The organism is Corallococcus sp. Z5C101001 (genome assembly GCF_007352635.1).
In the GTDB taxonomy this organism is placed as follows: domain Bacteria; phylum Myxococcota; class Myxococcia; order Myxococcales; family Myxococcaceae; genus Corallococcus; species Corallococcus silvisoli.
The window spans coordinates 43,414-58,094 of record NZ_VKLU01000006.1; the positions used below are offsets into that span (position 1 = coordinate 43,414).

Sequence of the window (14,681 nt, forward strand, 5' to 3'; positions counted from 1 at the left end):
GGAGATGCGTTCAGACATGCCTCATTGGCACAACCTCCAGCTTTCGCCCCACCCACGTTCCCAGAGGGGGCTCAGGCCAGGGAGCCGACCCCAGGGTCTTGCCACAGCTGCCATACCCTCCACGCAGTAGCTCTTCGCGGCAATCCAGGGTCATTGAATCACCCCGGTCATCGGCTCCGAGGCCCGTCCGCGGAGCGCGGACCTGCTCACGACATCGGCTTCATCGTCCTCGGCCGCGGCAGCATGCGCCTGCGTCGCCGCTGTCCTGACGTTCATCAGAGGCTGCAAGCCTGGATGCCAGGGAAAACAAAACACATACATGAGCATCCGAACACAGCCCATGTCTGGGCAGAAGACCTGACAGCGCTTCAGGGCGCCGGGCGAAAGAGTGAAAGGCCGCCGAAGTCTCACGCGGCTCAATGCGTAGCGTCGTGTGGGGCTGCTCCCTCGGCGAGCTCTTCCTCGGTGCGGCTCCGTGAGAGGAAGTCATCCAGCGCGCCCACGTCGATGGGCTTGCGAAACACCGCGTCCACCTGCGCGAGGCTCGCGCGGTTCTGCCCGCGCACGTCCATGCCGGTGACGATGGCGAGCAGGGTCTGCGGCGAGCGTCGCCGCAGCTCGCGCGCCAGCTCCCAGCCGGTCATCTCCGGCATCACGGCGTCCAGGAGCGCGGCGTCGAAGGGCTGTTTCTCCCAGATGCGCAGCGCCAGCTCCGGGCTGTGCGCCACCTGCACGTCATAGCCTTCCTCACCCAGGACCTCGGCCATCATCCGGGCGTTGTCCAGGTCGTCGTCCACCACCAGCACGCGGCGCGCGGGCCGCATCAGGCGCGGCACGCCGCCCGGAGCCAGCGGCGGCGGCGCGGGGGCCCCGGGGACTTCGGCCCGGGCGTCGCTGACGCGCGGCAGCCTCACGATGAAGCTCGCGCCCGAGCCGTCCCGCCGGTTCTCCACCGTCAGCTCTCCTCCCCAGCGCTGCACCTGGGAGCGCGCCACCGCGAGGAACAGGGAGAACTGCGGCGCACCCGGGTCCCGGCGCAGCGGGTCGAACAGCCGCGCCAGTTCATCCTGGGCATAGGGCGGGCCGGCATCCTCCAGGCGCAGGTCCAGCCAGCCCTCGCCCTCCGGGCGCGTGCGCACCACCAGCGTCCCGCCGCCCTCCATGCGGTCGCGCGCGGACAGGAGCAGGTTGACGATGAGCTCTCGGAAGAAGCCCGCGTCCACCTTCACCTCCCAGGGGAAGCCCAGCTCCAGCTCCGCGTGCACGGGGTGCTCGCGCTGCTCCAGCTCGCCCCGGGCCAGCTCCAGCGCCTCGCGCACGGTCTGGTCCACCGGCACGTCGGCCAGGCGCTCCTCGGTGCGCTGCACGTTGAACTCCTGGAGCCGCGCGACCAGCTCGCCAATCTGGCGCACCGTCTTGTCCAGCGCCTCCACGTGCTCGGGTTTGTATTCGCGTTGCAGCAGCGTGATGCGCAGCCGCAGCACGTTGAGGAAGTTGTTGAGCGCGTGCGCGGCGCCGCTCGCCAGCTGGCCCAACGCCTGCTGGCGGGTGCGTCGCAGCAACTGCCCCTGGAGCCTGCGCACCTCGTCGTGGGCGTTCTCCAGGGCCTTGGTCTTCACGGCCGCCTCGGTGCGGTCGCTGAAGGTCTGGATGACGCCGGCCAGGCCCTGGTCCTCTTCCCACACCGGCGTGGCGCTCATCTCCAGCGTGGCGTCGCTGCCGCCCGGGCGCTCCACCATCATCATCACGCCGCGCACCGGGCCCTTCTCGCGCAGCGCGCGCAGGAAGGGCATGTCGTGCACCTTGAACGGCTCGCCGGTGGGGTGCCGGGCGTTGACCTGCGTGAGGACAGGCCCCAGGGACGCGGTGGCGCGCGCGCCCACCACCGCGCGCATGGGCACGCCCATCAACCGGCTCACCGGCGGCGAGGCGAAGGACACCATGCCGTCCGTCTCCGCCAGGAGGATGCCCACCTCCACGTGGTTGAGCACCGACTCCATCACCGCCGCCTCGCGGAAGCGGACCTCCTCCGTCTTGAGCACGCGCGCATAGGAGGCCTGCGCGGACGCGTCCGCCTCCCAGATGAGCTCCGACACCAGGTCCGCCACGTCCGCGTCGATGACGCCCCCGTTGCGGCGCGCGTACACGTAGAGCAGGACCTCCTGGAGCGACTTGAACTCGCGCGTCAGGTCCTCGGGCTCGAAGTTCTGGTCGTACCGGAAGGCCCCGTGCGAGCGCACCACCTCCGGCCACAGCCGGATGGCGTCTTCCCCTCGGTCCTCGAGCAGGCGGACAAGCTCGTCCAGCAGGTGGCGCAAGGGGGCACGCAGGTCGCGGCCGGGGACTTCGACTTCATAGGTCTCCGCGCGCAGGCGCTTGGCCCACAGGCGGGTGATGCGCTCGCCCTCGTCGGAGAGCAGGCCCGACAGGGCGTTGATGGCGGTCTCGGAGGAAGGCACGTTCAAGGGCGCACGATGCGCACTCCTCGGGCGTCCAGCCACCCGGGCCCTTCCGGGAGCCTGGGAGTGTCTGGCTTCGCACAGGCGTGGGGCCGCCAGTGGCTTCGAGCGCCTGGCGGCCTGTCAGCCCTGGCCGGAGGAGGCGGTCGTCCCCACCTTTCCGGGCACGGATGAGCGGCAAAGAGCGCAGGCAGAACGACCTGGAGCAGCCCGAGGTCTCCCAGCAGGCCATGGCACAGCTCTTCCGTGGGGAGCTGAGCCGTTCGGACACGTGGCGCACGCGGCTGGACACGACGACGAACTGGGCGCTGACGACGACGGCGGCGGTCATCTCCTTCGGCTTCGCGACACCGGGGAGTTCCCACGTCACGTTCCTGGTGGGCATCTGGATGGTGGTGTCCTTCATGCTCATCGAGGCGCGGCGCTATCGCTATTACGATTTGTGGAACCGGCGCGTGCGGCTGTTGGAGGACGGCTGGTGGGCGCCGATGTTGCGGCGTGAGCCGGTGGATCCCGACGCGCTGCGCGAGCTGGCGGCGGAGATGTCCCGGCCGCAGATCCAGCTCTCGCTGGGGTCTGCCATCGCGACGCGGCTCAACCGCGCGTACGGGCCCATCCTCATCGTCCTGCTGGTGACGTGGTTCTTCAAGGTCTACAGCCATCCGCGTCCGCCCACCGACCTCGCGGACTTCGCGGAGCGGGCGCACGTGGCGTGGATCCCCGGGCCGGTGGTGATGGTGTCGCTGGTGCTGCTCACGCTGGCGGCGGGCTATTTCTTCACCGCTTCGTTCTTCATCCGGGCCCCGCTGGGAGAGCTGCGCACGCGGCCCCGGGGGCGCCGGGCCGCGCTCTGGGAGAGCTTCTACCGGCCCTACGCCATCCAGCGCCGCAAGCGCCCACGCACCACGACGGGCACGCGCCCCCCACAGCCCTCGCGCCCGCCGTCTCCCTTCAATCACTGACTCACGGCGCGGAGGTCTCCGCGGCGTGGATCAGTGCCGCCAGCCCAGGACCTTGAGCTCGTTGACGGACGCGAGGCCCCACTGCCGGTTGGAGTTGTTGACGCGGATTCGGAGCAGGGACGTGGTGACGGCGTTGAACTCGACGGTTCGTTCTTCCCGGAGGGGCGTGTTCGAGCCCCAGGAGCTTGATCGGGCTCCTGAAGTCGGAACTCGACAAGGACCTGGGTGTCGTCACGCCCGTGGAAGAAAGTTAGCGTCCCTTCGCGGGAACACCATGAACCAGTTCGCTCTCCTGCTCATGACCCTTTCGCTGACGGGGTGCGATCTCTTCCACCGCCCATTCCGACCGACGCATGCGCCTCCAGCGGAAGCCGCGGCGTTCCAGTTCCCACTGGGGTTTCCCCCTGGAGAGCACACCTTCATCCCCAGCACCCTCGCCGCCGCCGTCCAACTCGCGATGGACGACTTCCTGCCTCGCGACGCGAAGCCCCCGCGAAACGCCTCGGCGGATGAACTCTGCTTCATGCGCCGCGAGTCCTATGACGTCCTTGCCAAGAGCCTGTCCGATGGGGTCGTCCTCGTGGCCTTCACGCCCGGCAAGGGCGTGTGTGTCACGGAGGGCCTGACGTTGGACGTGGGCGCTACCTACGCCGTGGACGTGCGGGGATGGCGGATCCTCACCGTCCAGCGATAGCGCTCCCGTCACACCGGGTGCGTCAGCCCCCAAGCTGCGCGCCCACCTGTGCCATCAATGACAACACCTGGGCGCGCGTGGGGCCCTGCATGCCCGGACGCAGCGCGAGCGCCTGGAGCATCTGGAAGACCGGCGCCCCGCCATCCAGGTGCTGGGCCGCCACGGCCACCAGCGCGGCCTCTTCGCCCGCCGCCAGACGCCCAGCCACCACCCAGGCCCGCAGGTGCTCCAGCGCGGAGGCGTCCAGCGGCCGCGTGTTCAGCGCGTCCAGCAACGCCCGCTGCACGCCCCGGTCCGTCTCCGTCTCCAGCGCGTCCAGCATCAGGCGCGTGGCCAGCTCCTGCGGCGCGCGGCGCAGCGCATCCGCCGCGGCGGACCGCACCTCCGGAGACTCCGCGCGCAGGTGCGGCGACGCCACGTCCACCAGCCGCTCCGCCCCCGTCCCGCCCAGGGCTCGGAGCGCGTGCGCCCGCGCCTCGTCACCCGTGGCCTGCGCCAGGCCGTTCTCCAGCGTGCGCAGCGCGTCGCGCGCCTCCGCCGAGTCCGGCCGCAGATGCGAGGACCACGCCCCCAGCGCGTAGGACGCCGCGCGCTCCACCGGCACGTCATGCTCCGCCTTCGCCCGGCCGAGCAGCCCGTTCAGCATCACACCGGTCTCCGGCTCCGGCTTCGTCAGGAACCCCGCGCGCTGAACCATCATCACGTACGCGCCCGCGTGCTCCCGGGCCTGCGGCGACTGGAGCAACGTGCGAAGCGTGGCCTGCGCCTGGGCATGGCCCGCCCCCACCAACAGGTCCAACATCAGCTCCCGCATGCCCGGGTGCGCGCCCGGCTTGAGGAACAACCGCGCCAGCTCCTGGCTGCGCTCCGGCTCCAGCTTCAGCGCCGCCACCGCGCGCCGCGCGAACACATCCAACCCCGCGATGGCCTCCGGACCGCTGGCGTTCTCCAGCGTCTCCAGCAGCTCATCCACCGTCATCCCATCCGCCTGCCCCTTCAACGCCGCCAACTCCGGGTCCACTTCAAAGGCAATCTGCGACGGCGTGCGAATCACCCCCTTGTCCTCCCCCGAGGGCGGCAGGGGCCGCATCTCCCGCGACTGGTACGTCAACCGCAACCGCAGCCGCCGCGACACCAGCGTGCGTCCGTCCACCCCCATCGCGTCCAGCACCTCGTCCTGCGTGACCGCCACGAGGTGTCCGTCCCCGTCCCGGTCGAAGCTCGTGAGCGACCCCAGCTCCTGCTTCGCCACCGTCGCCCCCCCCGCGGCCCGCAGCATCTGGTAGCGCGTCCTCCGGCGCGTCAGCCTCGCGGCATCGTCTCCCTCGAACGCGAACGCCGCCTCCACGTCCCCCGTCTGCGTGGACTCGGTGGCGGTCCACGAGGCCGCGTCGCGCAGCTCGGAGGGGAACAGCTCCGCCGCCAATGTCTGGGCGAACTGGCGGAACAGCGGGGGCTCCGCTTCGGAGAAGCGCACCGCCTGGAGCCCGCCGCGCGCATCCAACTCCAGCCACGCGCTGGCGGTGGCCGGCAGGTGCGTCTGGACGGCCGCCGCGTCGGGCAGCAGCGGCTGGCCCGCGAGCAGCGCCTCGTGCCGCTCCAGCCGCTGCAACGTCAGCCGCAGCCGCGTGCCCGTGGCGCGCGACTCCAGCGCCTGGAGCGTGAGCTCGCCATCCAGGTGGAACGCACCTTCGAGCAGGCTCGGCCGCGAGGCGTCCGGGCCCGTCATGGGCAGCGCCACGCGCGTCAGGTCATCCCAGACGAGATGGAAGGTATGCGCCTCGCCCACGCGCCAGCGGGACAAGGGCAGCCGCCGGGAGGACTGGGCGGTCTCGACCGCCGCGGCGGATGGGGAGGACGGAGACAGCCAGACGGGCAGCGCCCCCAGACACAACAGGGCACCCAGGCCAGCCACGCCACGAACGAGGGTCGAGCGACGCATGAAACACTCCAGCGAATCAGTCGGGAAGAAAGGGGAACCACGCCCGGGGCCGTGGGAGGCGGCCCCGGGGTCCTGCGGGTGCGGCTAGTACAGCTGCGCGAGCGGCAGGGCGTACTGGTCGTTGAAGAGGCGGGTGGTGGTGCCGAAGCCCGTCCAGGACACGATGGGCAGCTCCGCCTTGATGAAGAGCGCCTCCACGAAGACGGCGATCCGCCCATCCAGCGTGCGCAGCGTCATGTCCAGGCTGCTCCCCAGGGTGAGGAACAGCGTGTTGGGGTTCGTCGGGTGCGTGGGAGAGCTCAGCGCGACGCCGATGCGGCCCTGCAACGGCAGGTCGAAGCGCACGAGGAGCACCTGGCCGCGCACGCCCACCTGGAAGCCCGGGACGCCGATGGCCACGGACGCGAAGCCGTTCGCGGCGGTGTACGGCCCCACGTCGCCAATCAGGTCCAGCGTGATGAGGTTGCGCGTGCAGTCACGGCCGAGCGCCCCACCCAGCGACGCGTGGAGGCCCACCTCCACGGACATGCCTCCCGTGACGGTGACGGGGATGATCCACACCATGAACGTGGCGGACACCTTGGCCGCGTCCTTCTCCACGATGGGCTTGTTCTCAATGAAGGTGAAGCGCGCCGGGTAGGAGCGGTCGAACGTGTAGACGGAATAGCCAAACAGGCGCGCGCTCAGCTGCGCACGGATGGAGGAGGTCTCCGTGGAGGCGCGGCCCTCCAGGTGCGCCACTTCCTTGCGCACGGAGCTGAACACGTTGGCGTAGATGTTCAGCTCGCTGAAGATGCTGGCGTTGGTGTCACACCAGTTGCCATTGAACGCGGTGCCGGGCGTGGTGAGCTCCCAGCCGGCCCGGAACGAATAGCCGCCACCGAAGCGGTTGTCGCCCGAGTAGCCGCTCGCGGAGAAGTCCTTCGAACGGCGCTTGGTCATCGTCGCGGGCTGCACCGGCTCCTGAAGCGTCGCCAGGTATTCCAGCAGCGCCTTGAGGTAGGTGGTCATCGCGACGGGGCTCACCGTGTAGTCCTTCAGCTCCAGCCCCTTGATCTTCAGCCGGTCCGCGTTGCGGATGAAGCTCTCCGCGCCGAAGTCGTTGCCGGTCGCCGTCAGGCACTGGCCCAGGTTCAACTCACGGCGGGGCACCATGACCGCGTCCACCATCGCCTTGTAACGGCGCGGGCTCCAGTCACACGCCGTCACCCTGTCCGCGACGAGGCACCCCTCCGCGTCCGCCTTCACCAGCGACTCCTCCAGGGCCTGGTCCAGGCCGTACAGGCGCTCGGCGGCCTTCACGTCCAGCTCCGCCGTGCTGAGGTCGCGGCCACGCAGCGCCTCCGCCGCGCGCTGCCACCCGAGGTAGACGGCCTCGCGCTGCGTGAGCAGGGCCACGAAGGTCTCCTGCCGCTGCTGCGACTCGTTGAGCACGTCGTCCGCCACCTTGGCGAGCGACTTGCTCATGGCCTGGTGCCACGCGTCCGACGGCAGCACCGCCTGGCGGGCCTCCACGTTGTTCGCCTTCTTCGCCGCCTCCGACGAGAAGGAGTAGGCCTTGGTGCCCTTGGGGTACGCCCCCGGCACGAAGCGGAAGTACGCGTTCTTCTCCACGCGCGTCTTGCCGTCCCAGAGGGGCGCCAGCTTCTGGCCGTCCTTGCTGTACAGCGTGCGCTCCGCGATGCCCTTGGAGCCGTAGGCGAAGTCGAACACCGCGCGGAAGTTGTCGCCGAACGCGCCCGCGTCCTGCTCGAAGCGGCTGTAGTCGTAGTACTTCTCGTGCACGTACTCCTGGCACGAGCGCGCCACGATGCCGTTGCCGTCCCACTCCTCGCGCTGCTTGTTGTACGCCTGCTCCGCCTTGGTGAGGTTCTTGTAACCCTTGCGCGCCAGCACCTGGCCGCGCTGCACCTGCCCCAGCACCGTCTCATCCGAGCCGGAGAAGAGCGTGTCGGTGACGGGGGCGTCCTGCACCGCCACCTGCTCCACGCCGCCGCCCATGCTGTCGGGCACGAGCGCGTTGCGCTTGGGCGCTACCTCGTAGCGGGCCTTCCACTCCGACTCCAGCAACCCCTGGCAGGACCCGTCGTTGACCTTGCCGCACTCGGAGGCGCGGTAGTCCACGTCGGTGCACTGGGTCAGCGTCGGCTGGGGGCAGTCGGCCGCCAGCGCCTGGGGCGCCGCCAGCGTCACGGTGGACAACACGGCCCACCGCACGGGGCGCGGCAGCCGGAAGGGAGTTCTGCGCAAGCTCATGGAAACCTCATCCTGGGGAGTGCGACGGGCCAGGACGGCCCGCCGGTCGCGGGAGCCCCTGAGCACGTGGCGTGCCGAGCCTTCCCGGCGCGCGCTCCAGAGAGGACTCAGTCAGGCGATGAGGACGCCCAGACCACACGAGGCATCACACGCGTTGCTCGCGAGGCAACGACAGACATCCAGACACCGCCAGCCCGGGATGCCCCCGGCGGCGAGCCGTGTTTCACGCGAGGGGGAGCACGTCCTACCCCTCCCCGCCCGCCCGGCGGCCAGGGGAGAGGGGCCCCCGGGCTGATGGGGGCCATGCCCTTGGGTGAAGCCGGGCCGCTTTCGTCCTTCCGGCCCCCCCGGATTTGTGGTGTGAACCGCCCCCATGGCGAACACGCGCACTGTGACGGTCATCAACGGCGACGGCATTGGCCCGGAAGTCTCGGCGGCCACCATTCGCGTCCTCGAAGCCCTCAAGGTCCCCCTGGAGTTCGAGTTCAAGGACGCGGGCGCGGAGGTCGTGGCCAAGTTCGGCACCAACCTCCCCCACGAGACGGTGGAGGCGGTCCTCCGCAGCGGCGTGGCCCTCAAGGGCCCCACCGGCACCGTGGTGGGCGGCGGCCTGCCGTCCGCGAACGTGGGCCTGCGCAAGCGGCTGGACCTGTACTCCTCCCTGCGCCCGGTGAAGAGCGTCCCCAACGTCAAGACGCGCTACGAGAACGTGGACGTGGTGGTGGTGCGTGAGAACACCGAGGACCTGTACGCCGGCCTGGAGCACATCATCGTGCCGGGCGTCGTGGAGTCCCTGAAGATCATCACGGAGAAGGCCTCCACGCGCATCGCGCGCTTCGCCTTCGAGTACGCCAAGAAGAACGGCCGCAAGAAGGTGTCCGCCATCCACAAGGCGAACATCATGAAGCTGTCGGACGGCCTCTTCCTGGACTGCTGCCGCAAGGTCGGCCGCGAGTTCCCTGAGATCGCCTACGACGAGGTCATCGTCGACAACCTCTGCATGCAGCTGGTGAAGGACCCGACCCGCTTCGACGTGATGGTGCTGGAGAACCTGTACGGCGACATCGTCAGCGACCTGTGCGCGGGCCTGGTGGGCGGCCTGGGCATGGTGCCGGGCGCCAACATCGGCGAGCGCACCGCCGTCTTCGAGGCCGTGCACGGCACCGCCCCGGACATCGCGGGCAAGGGCATCGCGAACCCCACCGCGCTGATGATGTCCGCGGTGATGATGCTGGAGTGGCTGGACCTGAAGGAAGAGGCCCGCCGCATGTCCGGCGCCATCCAGAAGGTCTACGGCGGCGACGTGAAGGTGCGCACCGGCGACCTGGGCGGCAGCGCCACCACGCGCGAGTTCACCGACGCCATCATCGCCGCGCTGTAGTCCTGGCGGCGGTTCCCCGGGTGGAGGCCCTCCACCCGGGACGTCCCACCGGCGCCGTCAGCCGACGATGACCTTGCGGACGCCCCGCGCTTCCAGGAGCGCGGGGAGCCGTTCGCGCTGGTCGCCCTGCAACACCAGCGCGTCCTCCTCCACCACGCCGCCGCAGCCCAGGCCGCCCTTGAGCGCCTTGAGCCAGGTGTCGAGCTGGGCCGCGGGCAGCCCCAGCTGCTCCACCACCGTCACCTCCTTGCCGCCCCGGCCCTTGCGCTCCATGCGCACCACGGCGCGCGCGGGGCCCTTGGGTTCGGGCCTCTCCCGGGGAGGCGGCGGAGGCGGCCCCGCGGGCAGCGCCTCGCGCTGCGCGGACAGGGCGGCGAAGGGGTTGTTGAAGGGCCCCGGCGGCGGGGCCTCCTCCTTCTTGTCGCGCTTGCCCATGGCGTGCGGCGCCCCCTCCCTTACGGGTGGGCGTGGCCCTCGTGGCCGTTGCCCGCGCCGCGCGCGCGGGGGGGCGGCAGGGTGGCGAAGGCGGGGGCGTTGGTGTTTCCGGCCGCCAGCACCATCGCGTAGATGAACGCCGCGGACGGGGGCACCTCCCGGCCGTTCACCAGCACCAGCGGCGTGCCCTGGATGTTGTACTTCAGGGCGTACTCGACGTCCTGGCGCAGCTTGCCGATGGTCTCCGGCGCGGACATGCACGCCTCCAGCTGCGGGCGCGCCACGGAGCCGGAGCTGGCGATCTCCATCACCTTGTCGGTGTCCAGGAAGGCCTGCGCGGCGAACAGCTTCTCGCGCAGCGTCCAGAAGTCCTTCGCGCCCTCCAGGCACACCGTGGCGCGAGCGGCGGCGCAGCGCACGCTGAGCGCGTCCGGCCCGCGGTTGGGGATGGCCGGGTTGCACTGGCCATCCAGGGGGAACTGGCGTGCCTCCACGGACAGCATGCCCGCGGGGGCGTGCTTCTTGATGAGGGCCAGCTCCTCCACCAGCGCCTTGCAGTGGGGGCACTTGCTGTCGGTCCACTCCAGCACCTTCACCGGCGCGTCCGCGGGACCGAAGAGCGTGCGCGGCGAGTAGGCGGCGAGCTTCGGCGTGGCGGCCCGGTACATGGCGAGCACGTCCGAGATGAACTGCAGCTGATCCGGCGGGAGGCTGGCGAGGAACGCCTCCAGCGTGGCCGGCGGCGGGGGCGCGGACGGCACGTCCGGGCTGGAGGTGCCCGGCGACGTCGCCGGAGTGGACGCCACGGGCGGCAGGAAGGCGCCCGCCTTCGGCGCGTGAGGGGTGGCCCGGCCGGGCATCTGCATGGCGACGAAGGCGACGATGGCGAGGCCCACGGTCCACTTGAGCGTGTCGCCCCACTCACCCGCCTGGGGCAGCAGGGCGCCGGGCAGGCCACGCCACGCGACGCCCGCGAAGGCCAGCACCAGCGCGTAGGTCCCCATGCAGGTGGGGCACACCACGCCCAGGCGGGCGCTGACGATGGCGAAGACGGCCACGGACCCCACGCCCGCGAGCGCCAGCAGGCGCAGGCCGTTGGCGGCGGGACGCACGGTGCGGCCCGCCTTGGCCCACGCGAGGTACAGCGCGGCGAGCCCCACGGCGGTCAGCCCCCATACCAGCCCCAGGCCGGCGATGGGGACGCCCAGCGTGTCGTGCACGGCGCTGGCGAAGTCGGAGTTCCAGACGGTCTCGCAGTTGACGTGCTCGCTGATGCCGCAGCTGGTGGAGCCGCCGGCGCGCAGCGTGAGCAGCTCCACCCATTGGTACACGGCGAGAGCGCTGGTGAGGATGCCCAGGACCAGCAGCGCGAGTGCGCCACGGGTGGGGACGGGGGCCGGGGTCGGGGCCTTCTTGCTCATGCGTGCTCCGGAGGCGGGGTCATCAAGACGAGGAGGCGGGCGTTGTCCGGGCCGTCATTGACGACGCCGTGTTCGGAGCCCGCCGGGGCGAAGAGGGTGGCACCGGCGCCATGCGTGGCTTCCTCGTCGCCGATGCGGAAGCGGCAGCTTCCCTCCAGCACGAGGTATACCTTGTCGGACGTGGCATGCCGGTGGGGCTTCTGCGCCTGGCCCGGGGCCAGGCAGTAGACGTCGAGGAAGAAGCGACCGGACTGGAAGACGGAGTGCTTCTGGAGCTTCTCGGGGGAGAAGCCCTGGAAGGCCGCAAGCTGCTTCACATCCATCGTGGCATTCGCTCCTGCGCCTCTATATAGCGACGGGCATGGAACCGCTGACGCTGCATTTTGTTCACGAGCAGGCGGGTGCCCGCTTCATTCCGGTGGGTGGCCGTGAAGTGGTGGCCGGGTATGGAGACGTGGGCGCGGAGTATGGCGCGGCGCGCGACGCCGTGGCACTCCACGATGCGTCCTACCGCGAAATCCTCCGGATAACGGGGGAGGATCGCGCCTCCTTCCTTCACGGCATGGTGACCCAGGAGGTGAAGAACCTCCCGGTGGGCTCGGCCGCCTACGCCGCCTTCATCACGGTGAAGGGCGCCATGGTGGGGGACGCGCGCATCCTCAAGCGGGCGGACGACCTCCTGTTGGACCTGGAGCCCGGCCTGGGCGCCAAGGTGCGGGAGTTCCTGGACAAGTACCTCATCTCCGAGGACGCGGAGCTGCACGACGGCACCCCGGAGCTGGGCTGGCTCAAGCTGCTCGGTCCCCGGACGGCCCAGGTGCTGGCCGCTGTCCCGGGGGGCCCCCTGGAGCCGCCGGCGCCGCTCTCGAGCCGCCGGGCGACGGTGGCGGGGCAGGATGTGTGGCTGGTGGGGACGGCGCTGCCGGGCGGGCTGTCCGGGGTGGACGTGCTGGTGCCGCGCGCGGGGTTGGAGGCGGTGTGGACGGCGCTCGCACAGGCGGGCGAGGCGCACGGGCTGAAGCCGCTGGGGTTCGACGCGCTGGAGCTGGTGCGGGTGGAGGCGGGGGTGCCGCGCTACGGGCAGGACATGGTGGACACCACCATTCCGCTGGAGGCGAACCTCACGAACGCCATCGCGTACAACAAGGGTTGCTACATCGGGCAGGAGGTCATCGCCCGGGCCACCTTCCGGGGGCACATGAACCGGAAGCTCGCGGGGCTGCTCCTGGGCGAGGCGGACGTGGCGCCCGGCACGGAGCTGCGCCGGGGGGAGAAGAAGGTGGGTTGGGTGACGAGCGTGGTGCGCTCGCCGGTGAAGGGCCAGCGGGTGGCGCTGGGGTACGTGCACCGCGACTCACTGGAGCCGGGCACGGAGCTGACGCTGGCGGGGGACGCGGGCACCGTCACCGTGGCCGCCCTGCCCTTCACCGCCGCGCCGTAGGGCGGGACTTCGCAGCGACCGCCCAGGGAGGAGCAAGCCCGGGCGCGTCGCGGTCATTGTCTACCGCACCGACAATGACTCACGAAACCCATCCATCATCCTCCAAAACACCTCCCACGCCTCCTCCTCGGTTTTCGTGGACCTGAGGACAGCGGAAACCGGGCCACAGGCCGCACTCCACCCTTGCGTCCGGTAGAGATACCTCGCGAACTGCTGAGTGAAATCAGCAACAATCCCTTGCACCCCCTGATCGCTTAACGCCATGGAATAGCCACGCAGAAAAATCTCCAGGCTTCGCAGCTGATCACCGCGCCGAGAATTATCCACAGCAGAAACCAGCTCCGGATATTTCCGAGCCTCATCAAGCACGCTAAAGGTATCTCGCATAGGCGACTCAAACATAGCTCAGCCTGATGCACCGGCCGAAGCCATCAAGAGCCCTCCGCTTCCCCGAGCAGCCAGACCTCCGTGCCCAAGGGCACATCCTGCTTCGACAGCGTCTGGAAGCAGAGCACGTGATGAACATGCCGCACCCGGGCCCCGCCCGAAAGAAGCGGGACCTGAGCCAATGCGTCGGCATGCAGCACGCCACCCTCTGGCCTCCGCAACGCCACGTGGAGCGACACCTGCGACCGCTCCCCCAGGTCCACGTCGGGAACAACGAGGAGTCCACGCCGCTCGATGGCGAAGGACTGCTCGACCACCAGCAGCAGGCGGGCCCCGTGCGCCGGAGGCTCTCGGAGCGTCGGGGCGTCGACCTCGCTGGCGGTAATGCGACAGAGCCGGACAGCGTCCGAACATCCATCGCACTGGATGCCGACAGAGGTCCGTCCTGAATGGAGGGTGTACTGAATCTGGAGCGGTGCACCACAGCGCGGACAAAGCACCGTGTCGGGAAGTGGCTCCCTCAGCGCAACCTTGCGCTCCAGCTCCTCCCAGTCCCGGGGCTGCTCTGGCGATGTCATGAGGAGCCAGGATACCAAGGCGCCGTCAACGAGGCTTCTCCGGTGGGGCCTCGCGTGCCCGGCGACGTCCCCGCTCCACCAGCGAGAACACCCCCGCGAGGAGGAGCAGCAGCAACGGACCCGTCAGAGCGCCCAACACGACACCCGCCAGCAGGCCGCCCACCGCCCACCCGACTCCAGACGCGAAGCCCCACACCGCGCCCATCACGCCTCCGACCACGGCGCCCGTGAGGATGACGGGTTCGATGAGGTTCATCCGGGATTGGCGTCGCAGTAGACGTACTTCGTCCCGGGAGAGCAGCCCGCGGTGGCGCACTGCGGATCCTTCGCCGCCTTCTGGTCCGCTTCAATGAGCGCCTGGAGGTCGTCGCCGTTCGCGCACGACAGGCAGGTCACCTTCGGCTCCGTCCCTCCGCAGCAGCCGCAGCCACAGGCGACGTAGGTGGCGCCGCAGTCCAGCGCCTTCGGCCGCTTCTCAGCCGTCTGACACCCCAAACCCAACAGGCCCGCCAGCAGCAGCGGCAAGAGCATCCGCATGGGGCGACCCTAGACGACCCTAAACCCCGCTGAAAAGAGGGGGCGCAGGATGAATCCACAAACACAGACGCGACTGAATCACAGACGTGACCGAATCGCGTTTCGAGTGTGCGAGCCCTGGCAGGAGCCCAGGGCAGCCCGAGCGCGACCCATGGCCCGCAGGCCCGCATGCGTCGCGGGAGGACAGC

The 14,681-nt window shown here is 70.1% G+C and carries 13 protein-coding genes; 4 read left to right on the forward strand and 9 right to left on the reverse strand.

Annotation, left to right across the window (positions count from 1 at the left end; genetic code table 11):
- Nucleotides 1–416: 416 nt before the first annotated feature.
- Complete coding sequence (locus FOF48_RS15330) at nt 417–2,459, reverse strand: response regulator (protein ID WP_186001927.1); 2,043 nt, start codon at nt 2,457–2,459, stop codon at nt 417–419.
- Between the two features lie 170 nt (nt 2,460–2,629).
- Here FOF48_RS15330 and FOF48_RS15335 point away from each other — a divergent pair, with 170 nt between their 5' ends.
- The gene (locus tag FOF48_RS15335) at nt 2,630–3,421 is read left to right on the forward strand and encodes a DUF2270 domain-containing protein (RefSeq protein WP_143902301.1); all 792 of its coding nucleotides are present in this window, start codon (nt 2,630–2,632) and stop codon (nt 3,419–3,421) included.
- Between the two features lie 274 nt (nt 3,422–3,695).
- On the forward strand, nt 3,696–4,115 hold the full coding sequence (locus FOF48_RS15340; RefSeq protein WP_143902303.1) for a hypothetical protein: 420 nt from the start codon (nt 3,696–3,698) through the stop codon (nt 4,113–4,115).
- Between the two features lie 22 nt (nt 4,116–4,137).
- On the opposite strand, the gene FOF48_RS15345 is transcribed toward FOF48_RS15340, so the two are convergent.
- Together FOF48_RS15345 and FOF48_RS15350 are read right to left on the reverse strand one after the other, a co-directional pair.
- Nucleotides 4,138–6,057, reverse strand: a complete 1,920-nt coding sequence (locus FOF48_RS15345) for a HEAT repeat domain-containing protein (RefSeq protein ID WP_143902305.1) — start codon at nt 6,055–6,057, stop codon at nt 4,138–4,140.
- 84 nt (nt 6,058–6,141) lie between these two features.
- Nucleotides 6,142–8,313, reverse strand: a complete 2,172-nt coding sequence (locus FOF48_RS15350; RefSeq protein ID WP_143902307.1) for a hypothetical protein — start codon at nt 8,311–8,313, stop codon at nt 6,142–6,144.
- A 373-nt stretch (nt 8,314–8,686) separates the two neighbouring features.
- Between FOF48_RS15350 and FOF48_RS15355 the strand changes: the two genes are divergently transcribed.
- Nucleotides 8,687–9,694 (forward strand): isocitrate/isopropylmalate dehydrogenase family protein, encoded by a 1,008-nt coding sequence (locus FOF48_RS15355; RefSeq protein WP_143902308.1) that lies wholly within the window; start codon nt 8,687–8,689, stop codon nt 9,692–9,694.
- Between the two features lie 57 nt (nt 9,695–9,751).
- Here the strand turns inward: FOF48_RS15355 and FOF48_RS15360 are convergent, their stop codons facing one another.
- The 3 genes from FOF48_RS15360 to FOF48_RS15370 are packed head-to-tail and all read right to left on the reverse strand — an operon-like array spanning nt 9,752 to nt 11,873.
- Complete coding sequence (locus FOF48_RS15360) at nt 9,752–10,129, reverse strand: translation initiation factor (RefSeq protein ID WP_143902310.1); 378 nt, start codon at nt 10,127–10,129, stop codon at nt 9,752–9,754.
- Nucleotides 10,130–10,149: 20 nt separating this feature from the next.
- Entirely contained in the window at nt 10,150–11,550 is a 1,401-nt protein-coding gene (locus tag FOF48_RS15365; protein WP_143902312.1) for a vitamin K epoxide reductase family protein, read from the reverse strand.
- On the reverse strand, nt 11,547–11,873 hold the full coding sequence (locus tag FOF48_RS15370; RefSeq protein WP_143902314.1) for a cupin domain-containing protein: 327 nt from the start codon (nt 11,871–11,873) through the stop codon (nt 11,547–11,549). Before FOF48_RS15370 ends, FOF48_RS15365 begins: the two co-directional genes overlap by 4 nt.
- A gap of 38 nt (nt 11,874–11,911) precedes the next feature.
- Here FOF48_RS15370 and FOF48_RS15375 point away from each other — a divergent pair, with 38 nt between their 5' ends.
- Entirely contained in the window at nt 11,912–12,991 is a 1,080-nt protein-coding gene (locus tag FOF48_RS15375) for an aminomethyltransferase family protein (protein ID WP_143902316.1), read from the forward strand.
- Between the two features lie 431 nt (nt 12,992–13,422).
- Here the strand turns inward: FOF48_RS15375 and FOF48_RS15380 are convergent, their stop codons facing one another.
- From FOF48_RS15380 to FOF48_RS15390, 3 genes are all read right to left on the reverse strand, one after another.
- The gene (locus FOF48_RS15380; protein WP_143902318.1) at nt 13,423–13,695 is read right to left on the reverse strand and encodes a hypothetical protein; all 273 of its coding nucleotides are present in this window, start codon (nt 13,693–13,695) and stop codon (nt 13,423–13,425) included.
- A 286-nt stretch (nt 13,696–13,981) separates the two neighbouring features.
- Nucleotides 13,982–14,212, reverse strand: a complete 231-nt coding sequence (locus FOF48_RS15385; RefSeq protein WP_143902320.1) for a hypothetical protein — start codon at nt 14,210–14,212, stop codon at nt 13,982–13,984.
- The gene (locus tag FOF48_RS15390; RefSeq protein WP_143902322.1) at nt 14,209–14,493 is read right to left on the reverse strand and encodes a hypothetical protein; all 285 of its coding nucleotides are present in this window, start codon (nt 14,491–14,493) and stop codon (nt 14,209–14,211) included. Before FOF48_RS15390 ends, FOF48_RS15385 begins: the two co-directional genes overlap by 4 nt.
- Nucleotides 14,494–14,681 lie beyond the last annotated feature (188 nt).

Coding starts and splice junctions, on each gene's coding strand:
- FOF48_RS15335 (WP_143902301.1), top strand. CDS start 2,630: ATGAGCGGCAAAGAGCGCAGGCAGAACGACCTGGAGCAGCCCGAGGTC.
- FOF48_RS15340 (WP_143902303.1), top strand. CDS start 3,696: ATGAACCAGTTCGCTCTCCTGCTCATGACCCTTTCGCTGACGGGGTGC.
- FOF48_RS15345 (WP_143902305.1), bottom strand. CDS start 6,057: ATGCGTCGCTCGACCCTCGTTCGTGGCGTGGCTGGCCTGGGTGCCCTG.
- FOF48_RS15350 (WP_143902307.1), bottom strand. CDS start 8,313: ATGAGCTTGCGCAGAACTCCCTTCCGGCTGCCGCGCCCCGTGCGGTGG.
- FOF48_RS15355 (WP_143902308.1), top strand. CDS start 8,687: ATGGCGAACACGCGCACTGTGACGGTCATCAACGGCGACGGCATTGGC.
- FOF48_RS15360 (WP_143902310.1), bottom strand. CDS start 10,129: ATGGGCAAGCGCGACAAGAAGGAGGAGGCCCCGCCGCCGGGGCCCTTC.
- FOF48_RS15365 (WP_143902312.1), bottom strand. CDS start 11,550: ATGAGCAAGAAGGCCCCGACCCCGGCCCCCGTCCCCACCCGTGGCGCA.
- FOF48_RS15370 (WP_143902314.1), bottom strand. CDS start 11,873: ATGGATGTGAAGCAGCTTGCGGCCTTCCAGGGCTTCTCCCCCGAGAAG.
- FOF48_RS15375 (WP_143902316.1), top strand. CDS start 11,912: ATGGAACCGCTGACGCTGCATTTTGTTCACGAGCAGGCGGGTGCCCGC.
- FOF48_RS15385 (WP_143902320.1), bottom strand. CDS start 14,212: ATGAACCTCATCGAACCCGTCATCCTCACGGGCGCCGTGGTCGGAGGC.
- FOF48_RS15390 (WP_143902322.1), bottom strand. CDS start 14,493: ATGCGGATGCTCTTGCCGCTGCTGCTGGCGGGCCTGTTGGGTTTGGGG.